The sequence below is a fragment of the Microbacterium sp. PI-SA-G genome (assembly GCF_057215335.1).
Genome location: NZ_CM170103.1, coordinates 2235876 through 2250095 on the forward strand (window position 1 = coordinate 2235876; position 14220 = coordinate 2250095).

Genomic DNA, 14220 nt, shown 5'->3' on the forward strand with positions numbered 1-14220 from the left:
GCACCCATCCCGCTCCTGATGTGCGGAAGGTGCTGATGCGGAGGCTCCGGGGGGTCGGAGTGAGAGGGAGGCGCAGTCGTAGGAGGGAGTTCGCGCTCTGGGGACGCGAACAGACACAGTCACCGACTTCTGGGGGTCGCGTTGTGCGGCACCCCTGCAGGGCTTCGACGTGCTGGGGACGTCGGAGCCCTGTGGGGTGCGCCCGCGACCGGCTCCGCCCGACCGGCCCCGCCCGACCGACTCCGCCCGACCGGCGTCAGTCCGCCAGCAGCACCTCGTGGCCGACCGCGCGCAGCGCCGCGACCGCCGTCGGATCCGCTCCGGCATCCGTGAGCACCGTGGGGAACAGCTCGACGCCGCCGACCGCGGCGAACGCCGAGACCCCGAGCTTGCTGCCGTCGGTGACGACCACGGCACGCCGTGCCCGCTCGGCCATCATGCGGTTCACGGCCGCCTCACGCTCGTCGTGGGTGCTGGCGCCCGAGGCTGCGTCCATGCCGTTCACACCGATGAACGCGATGTCGAGGCGCACGCCCCGCAGCAGCTGCTCGACGAACGGACCGACGAGCTCGTAGCTGCGGGAGTGGATCACGCCGCCGGTCACCACGACCTTGATCTCGGGTCGCGTGGCCAGCTGCGCGGCGATGTTGACCGCGTTCGTGACGACGGTGATGCCCGGTCCCGCGGCGAGGTCGTCACGGGCGGCGAGCGCGGCCGCGATCGCCGTGGTCGTGGTGCCGCCGGAGAGCCCGACGACCATACCGGGTGCGACGAGCGCGGCCGCGGCCTGCGCGATGCTGGCCTTCTGCTGTTCACGCAGGTGGCTCTTGTAGCGGATGGGCAGCTCGTAGGCGATGGCCTGCGCGACTGCTCCGCCGTGCGTGCGGGTGAGCAGACGCTGCTCGGCGAGGGAGTCGAGGTCGCGGCGGGTGGTCGCGGGCGAGGTGTCGAGCTGCGCGACGAGTTCGTCGACCGTCACCTCGCCGCTCTCGGCGAGCAGATCGAGGATGGCGTTGAGTCGCGCCGCGCGTTTCATCCCGCCACCGTAGCGGGCTGGGCGAGCGCGAACAGGCGCAGCAGCCGGGTAGCCTCGTCGGCGAGCGCGTCTCGGGCGGGCACGAGGTACTTCCGCGAGTCGACCAGTGCCTCGTCGGCCGCGAGCCGGGCCCGGATCGCGCGGGTGAAGAAGCCGTTCAGGTGCGTCGACACGTTGATCTTGGTCATGCCCGCGGCGACGGCCTGCGCGATCATGGCATCGGCGACGCCCGACGATCCGTGCAGCACGAGCGGCACCGGCCCTCCGTCACGGCCGCTGTGCTGCAGTGCGGCATACAGGCGAGCGATCAGGTCGAGATCGAGCGCGGCGGTGCGGTCGGTCATGGCGTGCGACGAGCCGACCGCCACGGCGAGCGCGTCGACGCCGGTCGCGGCCACGAACGCGCGGGCCTCGTCGGGGTCGGTCCGCACGCCGGGGGCGTGGGCTCCGTCTTTGCCGCCGACCTCGCCGAGCTCCCCCTCGACGTACACGCCGGCCGCGCGGGCCCGGGCGGCGACCTGCGTCGTCACGGCGACGTTCTCGTCGTAGGGCAGCGCCCCGCCGTCGAACATCACCGAACCGAAGCCGAGGGCGACCGCCTCGTCGACCAGTTCCGGACGCTCGGCGTGATCCAGATGCACCGCGACCGGGGTCTGCGCCCGGCGAGCGAGGGCGAGCGTCCCGAGGGCGATCGGCTCGAGGCCGCCGTGGTAGTCGGCGCAGTTCTGCGAGATCTGCAGGATCACCGGCAGGTCAGCGAGAGCGGATGCCCGCACCAGCGCCTCGGCGGTCTCGAGGTGGATCACGTTGAAGGCGCCGATTCCCGTGCCGGCCGTCGATGCGGCGGAGACGAGATCGCGAGCGGAGACGAGGGTCACGCAGGGTCCTTCCGGAAGAAGTCGGGATCGGGGCGCGAGACGACGAGCTGCTGCTCGAGTTCGGTCCAGGTGGGCGAGATGTCGCCGGCGAGCGGCATCAGCACGGCGGCCGCCGACCACGCCGTGGCGCGTCGGAGGATCGTCTCGGGGTCGTGTTCGCCCGCGTCGAGCAGCACCGCGCAGGCGGCGACGGCGGCGTCACCGGCGCCGGTCGGGTTGCCGGCCAGCGGGGCGTCGAGGCGGGCATGCCAGAGGTCGGATGCCGTGACCGCCAGCATCCCGTCGGCACCGAGCGACAGCAGCACGAGTTCGGCTCCGCGGGCGATCAGCGCGCGGGCTCCCTCGACCGGGTCGGCGAAGCCCGTGGCCTCGACCAGCTCGGCGCGGTTGGGCTTGAGCACCGCCGCCCCGGCATCGGCCGCGACCAGCAGCGCGGGGCCGGAGGTGTCGACGATCACCGTCGCCCCGGCATCACGTCCGACGGTGATCAGCACCGGGAGCAGCGACTTCGGAGCGCCCGGCGGGAGGCTGCCCGAGAGCACGAGCACGCCCGCCGTCGGCATCGCGTCGACCACCGCGGCGACCAGTTCGGCCCACTCCGCGTCGACCGGGTTCAGGCCGCGCTCGTTGACGATCGTCGTGTCACCGAGCTGCGCGTCGACGAGGGCGATGCTGCGTCGCGTCGCGCCCGCGACCGGCACGAACGAATGCGGCACGCCGCTCACCCGCAGGTCTTCGGCGAACTCCTCGCCCGTGCGGCCCCCGACCGTCGTGATCGCGTGCACCGCGGCGCCCTGCGCGTGGGCGACCCGCGCCACGTTGAGGCCCTTGCCGCCGGCCCGCACCGCACCGGTGTCGGCGCGATGCGTGCCGCCGACCGTGAGCGCGTCGACCTGCCAGGTGAGGTCGAGCGCGGGGTTCGGGGTGACGGTGACGATCATGCCGCGCGTTCCCGAGCCCACAGTGCGGCGCCGAGGAGTCCGGCATCGCCCGACAGCTCCGCCGGCACCAGCACGGGCAGGCGGTGAAAGCTCAGGCGGGCGGCCAGGCGCGTCCGCAGTTCACCGAAGAGCGCATCGCCGGCGCGCGACAGACCGCCGCCGATCACGACGGCTTCGGGCGCGAACACGGCGGTGAGCTGCGCGAGCGACAGGGTGAGCGCGTCGAGCGCCTCGTTCCACACGGCCGATGCCGCGGCATCCCCCGCCGCCGCGCGCGCGATCACGTCCTTCGCTCCGTCGGGAACGATGCCGGTGGCCTCGCGGTACCGACGCGCGATCGCGCCGGCCGAGGCGACGACCTCCAGGCAGCCCCGCGCTCCGCACGCGCAGACCGGGCCGTCGGCGACGGGCGAATGCCCGATCTCGCCCGCGTATCCGCCCGCGGTGTAGGGCGCGCCGCCGACCATGATCGCTCCGGCGATGCCCGTGCCGATCACGAGCATGACGGCGTCGTCGTACGCCCGTGCTCCGCCCAGACGGTGCTCGGCCCAGCTCGCCGCGCGCACGTCGTGGTCGAACGCCACCGGCACGCCCAGCCGCGCACTCGCCAGATCGCGCAGCGGGGAGCCGTTCCAGCCGAGATTGCTCGCGAAGACGCCGACCCCTGCATCCGCATCGACGATGCCCGGCACCACCAGCCCCGCGGCCTGCGGCTGCACCGTCGGGTGCGCGGAGCGCAGCTCGGCCGCCAGCACACCGAGTCGCTCGATCACCGCGTCGGTCCGGTCGCCCTCGACCTGCGGAGTCGGCGTGCGCCGCAGACCGAGCGCCCGGCCGTCGGCGTCGAACAGTGCCGACTTGATATCGGTCCCTCCGACGTCGAACGCGAGCACCGCCGCACCGGCGCCGAGCGCGGGCACGCCGTCCGCAGCGGGCGTCGCCGCGGCGTCAGAGCTGTTCATCGGGAATCCGGTCGGGCGTCGCGTCATGCATCCAGGATGACGGATCGCGTGAGGTTGCGCGGCTGGTCGGGGTCGAGGCCCCGCGTGACCGCACGCTCGAGCGCGACGCGATGCAGGCGCACCAGGTCGGCCATCGGGTCGATCGGGTTCTGCTCGAACCGTGCTCCCGTCGCCTCGACCTGCGCGGCGAGACCCTCGGGGGCGGCGCCGAACTGCCAGGTGACGCGGCCGGGGGCGGCGATCGCGAGCGGTCCGTGCCGGTACTCCATCGACGGGTACGACTCGGTCCACGACTGCGACGACTCGCGCATCTTCAGCGCGGCCTCGTGCGCCAGACCGATGGTCCAGCCGCGACCGAGGAACGTGTACTGCTCGGCATCGCGCAGCTCGTCGTCGAGCGGGGCGGCGAGCACGGCGGCGGCGTCGTCGATCGCGGCGGTCAGGTCTTCGCCGAGCGACGCGCGGAACAGTGCGAGGGCGGTGGTGGCGAAGCGCGTCTGCACGACAGACTGCTCGTCCGCGAAGGGCAGCAGCACCGCGTCGTCGACCAGCGACACCAGGGGCGACTCGGGGTCGCCGATCACACCGATCGTGCGCACTCTGCCCTTGATGCGGTCGACGAGTTCGAGCACCTCGGTCGTGGTGCCCGAGCGCGTGAGGGCGACGACGGCGTCGTAGCCGCGGTCGACGAAGGATTCGGACGCCGCGAAGGCGTCGGTCTCGCCATGCCCTGCCGTCTCGCGCAGCGTGGCGTACGACTGCGCCATGAACCAGGAGGTGCCGCATCCGACGACCGCGACCCGGGCACCCGATGCGGGCAGCAGCGCCTGCGCATCGCGGAGTCCGGCTGCCGTCGCCCAGGTCTCGGGCTGCGATTCGAGTTCTGCTCGCATGTGCGCGCCGGGCAGTGAGTCGGTCATGGTGACGCCTTTCTGAAGAATCTTTGCGCTTTTGTGATTGTTTGAAGCTGATTTCGATCATAGTATGACCCTCACGGAGATCCGCACTCAGGAACTTCTTGATTTGTACATGTACCTGACAAATAATCAGACCAAGTTCCACCTCGCACTGCCGCGTGTTCTGCCCGCAGCAGCGCACGCACCCTCCCCCGAACTGCGGCCCCACTCACCCGAGCGAGCACCGCACACGGACCGGCACCATCACACAGTGAGGAATGCAACACCCATGAAGAAGTCACTGCGATTCGGCGCGGTCGCCCTTGCGGCCACCGCCACGCTCACGCTCGCCTCGTGCGGGTTCGGCGGCTCCACCGGCGACAGCGGCGGCGGAGAAGGCGGCGCCACCACGCTCGACCTGCTCGTGCCCAGCTACTCCGACGGCACCAAGGCCAACTGGGAGACCGTGATCACGGGCTTCGAGGAGGCCAACCCCGACATCGACGTGAACCTCGAGGTCCAGTCGTGGGACAACCTCGAGAAGGTCGTCTCCACCAAGATCCAGGCCGGCGAGGCACCGGACATCTACAACGGCGGGCCCTTCGCCGGCTTCGCCGCCGACGACCTGCTCTACGACGTCGAAGAAGTCACCAGCCCCGAGACGTTCAGCGACTTCCAGGAGTCGTTCATCAAGAACGAGCAGCTCGACGGCACCACGTACGCGCTGCCGTTCATCGCCTCGGCCCGCGCCCTGTTCGTCAACAACGCGCTGCTCGCCCAGGCGGGCGTCGAGGCGCCGACCGACTGGGACTCGCTGCTCGATGCCGCGACCAAGGTCTCGGCGCTCGGTGACGGCGTCGCCGGCTACGGCATGCCGCTCGGATCCGAAGAGGCGCAGGCCGAGGCGGCCGTCTGGCTCTGGGGCGGCGGCGGATCATTCGGCGACGAGTCGGAGATCACGGTCGACACCCCCGAGAACCTCGCCGGTGCCGAGCAGATCAAGAAGATGATCGACGCCGGTGCCACCCAGGCCGACCCCGGTTCCACGCAGCGTTCGCCGCTGATGGACATCTTCATCCAGGGCAAGATCGGCATGCAGGTGGGCCTGCCGCCGACGGTCGGCCAGATCGAGGAGGGCAACCCCGAGCTCGACTACTCGATCGTGCCGATCCCGACGAAGGACGGCTCGCCGTTCACCCTCGGCGTCGCCGACCAGCTGATGGCATTCCAGAACGACGGAGACAAGGCCGAGGCGATCACCACGTTCTTCGACTACTTCTACTCCGCCGACGTCTACGTGCCGTGGGTGCAGGCCGAGGGCTTCCTGCCCGTCACGAAGTCCGGCTCGGAGGAGCTCGCCGGCGAAGAGGCACTCAAGCCCTTCCTCGACGTGCTGCCCGACGCGCAGTTCTACCCGTCGACGAACGCCCAGTGGTCCGCCACCGATGGCGCGTTCAAGTCGCTGTTCGGTCAGCTCCAGAGCCAGCCCGCGGCTGACGTGCTGGCACAGATCCAGGCGCAGGTCGACGCGGGCTGAGCCCGCTGAACGAGAGGTTCGAGCACACCATGACCCAGACCACAGAATCCTCGAACCTCGCGGGGGCGGCCACCGGCCGCCCCCGCACCCCGGGGGGCGACAGTCCCGTGCGGGGCAAGCCCACCGGCGCCCGCGGCAAAGACCTGCTGCAGGCGCTCCCCTGGATCGCCCCCGCGCTGCTGCTCATCATCGGCGTGGTGCTGTTCCCCGCCGGAGTGATGTTCTTCAACTCCACCCGCGACATCTCCCTCTCGGGCCTCGACAAGGGCTCGGTCGGGTTCGACAACTTCGCCACCGTGTTCGCGTTCGCCGAGTTCTGGCCGATCATCGGTCGCACCATCATCTGGGTGGTCTCGGTCGTGGTTTTCACGGTCGTGATCTCGCTCGGCCTGGCGCAGATCCTCAACAAGGCATTCCCCGGTCGGCAGATCGTGCGCATGGCCGTCATCATCCCGTGGGCGGCATCCGTCGTCATGACCACGATGGTCTTCTATTACAGCCTCGAGCCGTACTTCGGGGTGTTCAACAAGTTCCTCTACGACATCGGCCTGTCCGACGACTCTGTCGGCTTCGGCTGGACCAAGAACCCCGCCACGGCGTTCGCCTGGTCGATCGTGATCGCGATCTTCGTGTCGCTGCCGTTCACGACCTACACGATCCTCGCCGGTCTCCAGTCGGTTCCGGCCGACGCGATCGAGGCCGCGAAGATGGACGGCGCCGGCCCCGCCCGCACCTACTGGTCGATCGTGCTGCCGCAGCTGCGCAGCGCCCTGGCCGTTGCGATCCTGATCAACATCATCAACGTGTTCAACTCGCTCCCGATCCTGAAGGTGATGACCGGGTCGATCCCGGGCTACGGCGCCGACACGATCATGACGATGATCTTCAAGTACATCGAACTGCAGAAGAAGGTCGACGTCGCCAGCGCGCTGTCGGTCATCGCGTTCCTGATCGTGATCGTGATCGTCGCGATCTACGTCAAGACCGTCAAGCCCATGAAGGAGGTCTGATCGTGACCGTCACCGAGACCGCCCTCGTCACCACCACCGGCCCCGGCACCCCCGCCGCCGCGCTCCCCGGCCGCAAGCGCCGCTACACCGAAGACCAGGTCACGCTGCCCCGAGTCATCCTGCGCATGGCCGCCGGGTTCCTCGTGCTCGCGATCTTCGTACTGCCGTACCTGATCATGTTCTTCGGCTCCGTGAAGACGAAGCCGCAGATCCGCTCGGTCGATCCCACATACCTCCCGATCGAGTGGCACTGGGAGAACTACTTCACGATGTGGTCGACGCCCGAGACGCCGCTGCCGTACAACCTGATCTCGACCGTCATCATCGCCGTGTTCGCGACCCTGCTCGTGCTCGCCGTGTCGCTCCCCGCCGCGTACTACACGGCGCGGTTCAAGTTCCCGGGGCGCATGGTGTTCCTGTTCCTCGTGATCGTCACGCAGATGCTGCAGCCGGCCGTGCTCACCTCGGGTCTGTTCCGCCAGTTCACCGTGCTCGGACTCGGCGACACCTGGGCCGCGATGATCTTCATCAACGCCGCGTTCAACCTGTCGTTCGCCGTGTGGATCATGCACTCCTTCTTCGCCGGCATCCCCAAGGAGATCGACGAGGCCGCGCAGATCGACGGCGCCGGACGCTTCACCGTGCTGTTCAAGATCAACCTGCCGCTCGTCTGGCCCGGCATCGTCACCGCCATCGTGTTCACGTTCGTGGCCTGCTGGAACGAGTTCGCCGCCTCGCTCGTCATCCTCTCGACCGACAAGAACCAGCCGCTCTCGGTCGCACTCACCAAGTTCGTCGGGCAGTACGAGACGAGCTGGCAGTACGTGTTCGGCGTCTCGATCGTCGCGATCCTGCCCGTCGTCATCCTGTTCATGCTCATCGAGAAGCGCCTCGTCGGCGGCCTGACCGCGGGCAGCGTGAAGTAGGCGGGGCCGGGTCCCCTCGGCCTCCGGGGCGCGTGGGAGTGCGAGGATCGAAGGGGTGTCCGAGCGGATGCCGCGGAAGATCGAGGGGACACAGCATGAAGACACTCGTCATCGGAGCGACCGGCACCATCGGACGCGTCGTCGCGACCACGCTCGAGTACCGCGGGCACGAGGTCGTCCGGGCATCGCGCAGCGGTGAGGAGTCCGTCGACGTGAACGACGCCGACTCGATCCGCGCGCTGTTCGAGCGGGTCGGAACCGTCGACGCGGTGGTGGTGGCTGTCGGATCCGTGCCGTTCCGCCCGCTCGCCGACCTCACCCGCACGCACTACCTCGCCGCGTTCACGGGCAAGACGCTCGCGCAGATCGAGGTCGTGCGCCACGCACTCGACCACGTCGCCGACAACGGCTCGATCACCCTCACCAGCGGCGTGCTCGCACGCGAGCCGATCGCCACGGGTGCGGCCGCCGCGATGGCGAACGGCGCCCTCGAGGCGTTCGTGATCACCGCCGCCGCCGAGGCGCCCCGCGGCATCCGCATCAACGCCGTCTCGCCCGACGTGCTCGCGAGCTCGCCCGGGTACCACGCCTCGTTCCCCGGACACCGCCCGGTGTCAGATCAGGAAGTCAGCGACGCGTACATCCGCGCGGTCGACGGCGTGATCCGCGGGCGCATCCTGCCGGTCTGATCCGCTCGGCGTTCATAACTCAGCAGAGAACGGGCGTTCTGCCACCGAATCAGCCCGTTTCGTCGCCCCGCCCGCAGTTCTTGCTGAATTGTGAACGCGCGGCCCGCGCGCCGAACCCGGCCGGCGGAGGCTCAGCGCCCCTCGGCCGCCTCGGTGTGGTGGCGGATGACCTCGGCCACCACGAAGTTGAACCACTTCTCGGCGAACTCCGGGTCGAGGTGCGCGTCCTCGGCGAGCGCACGTAGCCGCGAGACCTGTTGCTCCTCACGGCCGGGATCGGATGCCGGCATCTCGTGTTCCGCCTTCAGCTGCCCGACCTGCTGCGTGGCACGGAAGCGCTCGGCGAGCATGAAGATGAGCGCGGCGTCGATGTTGTCGATGCTGGCGCGAAGTCGAAGAAGCTCGGCCCGGGGGTCGTCAGCGGCAGTCATGCCACCACTCTAGGGCCGCTGAGGGCCGAGGCCCTCGGAGGCTCCCCGCTATCGTGGGCGCATGAGCAACGACGAGTCGCCGGCATCCGCTCCTGACGAGAACGGCGGCGACCCGGCCCCCCGATCCGACTCGGATCAGGACGACGGCAACGACACCGAGAACCCGGGCCAGGCGAGCTCGACCGATGCGGCGATGGATGCTCCGGCCCCGCGTCCGCTCCGGGTCGACGAGGCCATGACGCCCAGCCGCTCGATCTGGACGCGCATCGACAAGCCGTTCGTGTTCGGCTTCCTCGTCACGCTCGGCGGTCTCGCGGCGATCCTGCTCGGCCTCGCGCTGTCGAACCTCGCCACCGTGCTCATCTACATCGCGCTGTCGATGTTCGCCGCCCTCGGACTCGACCCGGCCGTGCGGTTCCTGGAGCGCCGCGGGCTGTCGCGCGCGATCTCGGTGCTCATCGTGATCTCGAGTCTGATCGTGGTGGTGGGTCTGATCCTCTGGATGGTGCTGCCGATCGTGATCCAGCAGATCGCGAGCTTCGCGCGATCGGTGCCGGGCATGATCGGCGACTTCACGCGCACCGACATCTACGCCACCCTCGAGGCCCAGTTCGGCGACCAGTTCGAAGACCTCATCGCCGACGTGCAGAAGTTCCTCACCGACCCGGGCAACATCGCGGCGATCGGCGGCGGTGCCCTGCAGGTCGGCGCCTCGATCGCGACGGCCATCTCGGGCGTGATCGTCGTGCTCGTGCTCACCCTCTATTTCGTGGCGACGCTGCCCGGCATCAAGAACAGCCTGCTGCGCCTCGCCCCGGCGCGTGATCGCGTGCGCGCGGCCGACATCACCGATCAGATCACGGACTCGGTCGGCGGCTACGTGATGGGCATGGTGGTGCTGGCGTTCTTCAACGCGCTCCTCGCCTTCGCGCTCTACTTCTTCCTGGGCCTGCCGTTCCCTCCGCTGATGGCGACGGTGGCGTTCTGCATCACGCTGATCCCGCTCGTGGGTTCGGTGCTGTTCTGGGCGATCGGCACGACGCTCGCGCTGTTCACCGATCCGCTCGGCGCGCTGATCTTCGCCGTGGTGTACCTGATCTACATGCAGATCGAGGCGTACGTCATCACCCCGCGCGTGATGAATCGGGCCATCTCGATCCCCGGTTCGCTCGTCGTGATCGGCGCTCTCGCCGGCGGCACCCTGCTCGGACTCCTCGGTGCGCTCGTGGCGGTGCCGGTCGCGGCATCCATCCTCATCATCATCAAGCAGGTCTGGGTGCCCCGCCAGGACGCCCGCGTCTAGCGGGCGCGCGCCGCCCGCCCGCCCTGCCCCTGCCCTGCCCCCTGCCCCCTGGCCCTGCCCCCTGCCCTGCCGCCGAGTGCACGGCTTAGCGTCGAATGCACGGCTTCTTCACGCGAATAGCCCGTGCACTCGGCGCTATCCCGTGCACTGGGCGAAAATGCTCGGCGCTATCCCGTGCACTCGGCGGATTCCCCCGGAGGATCCCGTGCACTCGGCGAGCACCCACCGCGCCACCCCGCACGCAGAAGTGCCCGGACCCACCGGGCCCGGGCACTTCAGGAACAGCGAGACGACTCAGACGAGGTCGTTGTCTTCCAGCCACTTCTTGGCGATGTCCTCCGACGACTGCTGCTCGACCGAGCTCAGCACGTTCAGCGAGACGAGCTCCTCAGCGGTCAGCTTGGCGCTGATGGCGTTGAGCACCTCAGACACCTGGTCTGCGACGTCGCTCGAGACGATCGGCACCACGTTCGACGAGATGATCAGGTTCTCGGGGTCTTCGAGAGCGACGATCTCTTCGGTCTCGAAGGCCGGGTCGGCCGTGTAGATGTCAGCGACCTGGATCTGGCCGGCGAGCAGCGACTCCAGCGTGGTCGGGCCGGTGGCCGAGAACGTCAGGTCGACGCCGTAGACCTCCTTCGCCGCGGCCGGGCTGTACGGACGCTGCTCGAACTCGGGCGCCGCTCCGATCGTGACCGGTGAGGTCACCTTCGCGAGGTCACCGATCGTGGTGACGCCGTTCTCCTCGGCGAAGCTCTTGAGCACCGTGTAGGAGTCCTGGTCGGATGCCTCGGCGAAGTCGAGAGCGGTCAGGCTCTCGGGCAGCGCCTCCTGCAGGGCGGCGTAGACGTCGTCGGGGCTGGTGACGTCGATCTCGTCCTCCGAGATGTACTCGAGCAGGCTGCCCGTGTACTCGGGGAACACGTCGATCGCGCCGGACTCGACGTCGGGCATGTACGCGTCGCGCTGACCGATGCTGAACTGGCGGTCGACGGTCAGGTCGGCGTTCTCGAGTGCCTGCGCGTAGATCTCGGCGATGATCTCGTTCGAGTAGTACGCCTGCGAGCCGACGACGATGGTGTCGCTCGAACCCGAGCTCTCACCGGAGTCGGACGGCTCGTCGAGCGGGTTGCTCGAACCGCAGGCGGTCAGGGCGAGTGCGGCGGCGGCGACCAGGCCGATCGCGGCGACGGATCGCGTGCCTCGTGCTGTGAACATGGGATTCCTCTTCTCTGGGACTGCTGTGGAAACTCTGGGACTGCTGTGGAGGGACGAATGGTGAGTCGGACGATTCAGGTGGCGGCGGATGCGGTGGCCGGAGCGACCGCGCGCGGACGCCGCTCGGGCCGGCGCTCGCGCAGACCGGCCGGGACCGCGGCGTGCTGTGCGGCGGCGAGGAGCAGATCGACGAGCAGGGCGAGGGCGGCGACCAGTATCGCTCCGGCGAGCACCTGGTCGAACTTCTGCAGCGGGATGCCCTGGATGATCGGCCACCCGAGACCGCCGAGGTTCACGTATGCGGCGATGGTGACCGTCGCGATGACCTGCAGCAGCGCGGAGCGGATGCCGCCGACCAGCAGTGCCAACCCGAGGCGCACCTCGACCTTCCAGAAGATCTGCCACCCGGTCATGCCCATGGCCTTCGCCGCGTCGATGACCCGACGATCGATGGCCTCGAGCCCCGTGTAGGCGCCGGCGAGGAGCGACGGGATCGCGAGGAGCACGAAGGTGGTGATCGCGGCTTCGGGGATGCGCAGCACTCCGAGCAGCAGCACGAGCAGGATCATGAGCCCGAAGGCCGGGATCGCGCGCGCCGCACCCGACACGGCGACGGCGATCTCTCGCCCGCGACCGGTGTGGCCGATGAGCCAGCCGATCGGCACGGCGATGGCCGCAGCGATCAGCACCGAGATCGCGGTGAGTGTCAGGTGCTCGGCCAATAGCTTGGGCAGTGCGTAGTTGCCCGTCCACTGCGCGGGATTCGTCATCCACGCGAAGGCCTCGAGGAAGAGGTTCATGCGGGAGCCCCCACCGCGAGCACCCGGCTGGTCGCCTTCTTCGATGCCGCGCGGCTCCAGGGCATGAGCGCGCGGCCGAGGAGCAGCAGGATCAGATCGACCACCAGTGCGATCACCACGACGGCGATGATGCCGGCGAAGACCTCGGCGATGATGCGCCGGTCGAGGCCGTTGGTGAAGAGGTAGCCGAGGTTCGAGACGCCGATCAGGATGCCGACGGTCGCAAGCGAGATCGTGCTCACCGCCGTGACGCGCAGCCCCGCGAGGATGACGGGGCCGGCGAGCGGGAACTCGACCGCCCAGAACCGCCGGAACGGAGCGAATCCCGTCGCCGTGGCAGCCTGGCGCACCCCGTCGTCGACCGAGTCGAGACCGTCGGAGACCGCCCGCACGAGGATCGCGACCGCGTAGATGGTGAGCGCGATGACGAGGTTCGCCTCACTGCGCGCCGAGTAGCCCGCCACCGAGGGCAGCAGGATCAGCAGCGCGAGCGACGGGATCGTGTAGAGCAGACCGGTGAGCATGATGATCGGACCGCGCACCAGGCGATACCGCCACGCCACCCACCCGAGGGGCAGCGAAAGGATGAACCCGAGGATGATCGGCACGATGCTCTGTCGCAGGTGCACCACCGTCAACTCGAGGATCAGATCGAGGTTGTCGATGACCCAGTTCACGCGAAGCCGTCCTCCGTGCGGCCGGCAGCGACGGCATCCGTCTCGGGGGCCGACACGATCGAGCCCTGAGTGCGCCCCTCGGAGTCGACCACGACGGTGCCATGCGGGGTCTCTTTGAGGTGCAGCGCTCGGCGCCCGCGATCGGCGCCGATGAACGCGGCGACGAAGTCGTCGGCCGGATTCTCGATGATCTCGCTCGGGGTGCCCACCTGCACGATCCGTGCACCCTTGTCGAGGATGACGACCTGGTCGCCGAGCAGGAACGCCTCGTCGATGTCGTGCGTCACGAACACGACCGTCTTGTCGAGCTCGTGCTGCAGCCGCAGGGTCTCCTGCTGCAGGTCGGCGCGGACGATCGGGTCGACGGCGCCGAACGGCTCGTCCATCAGCAGGATGTTCGGGTCGGCGGCGAGTCCGCGGGCGACTCCCACGCGCTGCTGCTGTCCGCCCGAGAGCTGACTCGGGTACCGGTCGGCGAGCGACTGATCGAGCCCGACCGTGTCGAGGAGCGCGCGCGCCCGATTGTGCGCCTCGGGCTTCTTGACTCCGGTGAGGCGCAGGACCGTGGCGACGTTGTCGATCACCGAGAAGTGCGGCATGAGGCCGGAGTTCTGCATGACGTAGCCGATGCTGCGGCGCAGGAGAACCGGATCGCCGACCAGCACGTTCTCGCCGTCGATCTCGATGTCGCCCGAGGTCGGTTCGACCATGCGGTTGATCATGCGCAGGAGGGTGGTCTTGCCACACCCCGAGGATCCGACGAACACCGTCGTCTTGCGCGACGGGAGGACCAGGCTGAAGTCATCGACGGCGAGGGTGCCGTCAGGGAACTGCTTCGTGACGTTGCGGAATTCGATCATGACGGGGCTCCCGCCGCTCGGTCGACGAGGCGTGCGTCGGCGCCGCGGCTCCGACA

At 69.3% G+C, this 14220-nt stretch carries 15 protein-coding genes; 5 read left to right on the top strand and 10 right to left on the bottom strand.

Going from position 1 to position 14220, the window contains the following annotated elements:
- Positions 1–256 precede the first annotated feature (256 nt).
- Genes AC2D10_RS10945 through AC2D10_RS10965 form a run of 5 tightly spaced genes read right to left on the bottom strand, consistent with a single transcriptional unit; the run spans position 257 to position 4737 of the window.
- Positions 257–1036 (bottom strand): DeoR/GlpR family DNA-binding transcription regulator, encoded by a 780-nt coding sequence (locus AC2D10_RS10945; protein ID WP_484707704.1) that lies wholly within the window; start codon positions 1034–1036, stop codon positions 257–259.
- A complete protein-coding gene (locus AC2D10_RS10950; RefSeq protein WP_484707705.1) occupies positions 1033–1914 on the bottom strand; it encodes a class II fructose-bisphosphate aldolase in 882 nt (293 codons plus the stop codon). The genes AC2D10_RS10945 and AC2D10_RS10950 overlap by 4 nt, the downstream gene beginning before the upstream one ends.
- The gene (locus AC2D10_RS10955; protein WP_484707706.1) at positions 1911–2855 is read right to left on the bottom strand and encodes a 1-phosphofructokinase family hexose kinase; all 945 of its coding nucleotides are present in this window, start codon (positions 2853–2855) and stop codon (positions 1911–1913) included. The genes AC2D10_RS10950 and AC2D10_RS10955 overlap by 4 nt, the downstream gene beginning before the upstream one ends.
- Positions 2852–3844, bottom strand: coding sequence for an ROK family protein (locus tag AC2D10_RS10960; RefSeq protein WP_484707707.1), 993 nt, complete (start codon positions 3842–3844; stop codon positions 2852–2854). The genes AC2D10_RS10955 and AC2D10_RS10960 overlap by 4 nt, the downstream gene beginning before the upstream one ends.
- Complete coding sequence (locus AC2D10_RS10965) at positions 3841–4737, bottom strand: SIS domain-containing protein (protein WP_484707708.1); 897 nt, start codon at positions 4735–4737, stop codon at positions 3841–3843. Before AC2D10_RS10965 ends, AC2D10_RS10960 begins: the two co-directional genes overlap by 4 nt.
- 265 nt (positions 4738–5002) lie before the next feature.
- On the opposite strand from AC2D10_RS10965, the gene AC2D10_RS10970 reads away from it, so the two are divergent.
- The 4 genes from AC2D10_RS10970 (at position 5003) to AC2D10_RS10985 (ending at position 8875) form a co-directional block, all read left to right on the top strand.
- Positions 5003–6250: an extracellular solute-binding protein gene (locus tag AC2D10_RS10970; protein ID WP_484707709.1), complete on the top strand. Its 1248-nt coding sequence runs from the start codon at positions 5003–5005 to the stop codon at positions 6248–6250.
- 29 nt (positions 6251–6279) lie between these two features.
- Positions 6280–7260, top strand: coding sequence for a carbohydrate ABC transporter permease (locus tag AC2D10_RS10975; protein WP_484707710.1), 981 nt, complete (start codon positions 6280–6282; stop codon positions 7258–7260).
- Between the two features lie 2 nt (positions 7261–7262).
- On the top strand, positions 7263–8186 hold the full coding sequence (locus AC2D10_RS10980) for a carbohydrate ABC transporter permease (RefSeq protein WP_484707711.1): 924 nt from the start codon (positions 7263–7265) through the stop codon (positions 8184–8186).
- 95 nt (positions 8187–8281) lie between these two features.
- Positions 8282–8875, top strand: a complete 594-nt coding sequence (locus AC2D10_RS10985; protein ID WP_484707712.1) for a short chain dehydrogenase — start codon at positions 8282–8284, stop codon at positions 8873–8875.
- Positions 8876–9006: 131 nt separating this feature from the next.
- Here AC2D10_RS10985 and AC2D10_RS10990 read toward each other — a convergent pair whose 3' ends face one another.
- Positions 9007–9306, bottom strand: a complete 300-nt coding sequence (locus tag AC2D10_RS10990; protein WP_045277749.1) for a chorismate mutase — start codon at positions 9304–9306, stop codon at positions 9007–9009.
- A 61-nt stretch (positions 9307–9367) separates the two neighbouring features.
- On the opposite strand from AC2D10_RS10990, the gene AC2D10_RS10995 reads away from it, so the two are divergent.
- The gene (locus tag AC2D10_RS10995) at positions 9368–10609 is read left to right on the top strand and encodes an AI-2E family transporter (protein WP_484707713.1); all 1242 of its coding nucleotides are present in this window, start codon (positions 9368–9370) and stop codon (positions 10607–10609) included.
- A 294-nt stretch (positions 10610–10903) separates the two neighbouring features.
- On the opposite strand, the gene AC2D10_RS11000 is transcribed toward AC2D10_RS10995, so the two are convergent.
- From AC2D10_RS11000 to AC2D10_RS11015, 4 genes are all read right to left on the bottom strand, one after another.
- Complete coding sequence (locus AC2D10_RS11000; protein ID WP_484707714.1) at positions 10904–11827, bottom strand: ABC transporter substrate-binding protein; 924 nt, start codon at positions 11825–11827, stop codon at positions 10904–10906.
- A 74-nt stretch (positions 11828–11901) separates the two neighbouring features.
- Positions 11902–12627 carry an ABC transporter permease gene (locus AC2D10_RS11005; protein ID WP_484707715.1) on the bottom strand — a complete coding sequence of 242 codons (726 nt, stop codon included), beginning with the start codon at positions 12625–12627 and terminating at the stop codon, positions 11902–11904.
- Entirely contained in the window at positions 12624–13304 is a 681-nt protein-coding gene (locus AC2D10_RS11010) for an ABC transporter permease (protein ID WP_484707716.1), read from the bottom strand. The genes AC2D10_RS11005 and AC2D10_RS11010 overlap by 4 nt, the downstream gene beginning before the upstream one ends.
- Positions 13301–14164 (bottom strand): ABC transporter ATP-binding protein, encoded by an 864-nt coding sequence (locus AC2D10_RS11015; protein ID WP_484707717.1) that lies wholly within the window; start codon positions 14162–14164, stop codon positions 13301–13303. Before AC2D10_RS11015 ends, AC2D10_RS11010 begins: the two co-directional genes overlap by 4 nt.
- Positions 14165–14220 lie beyond the last annotated feature (56 nt).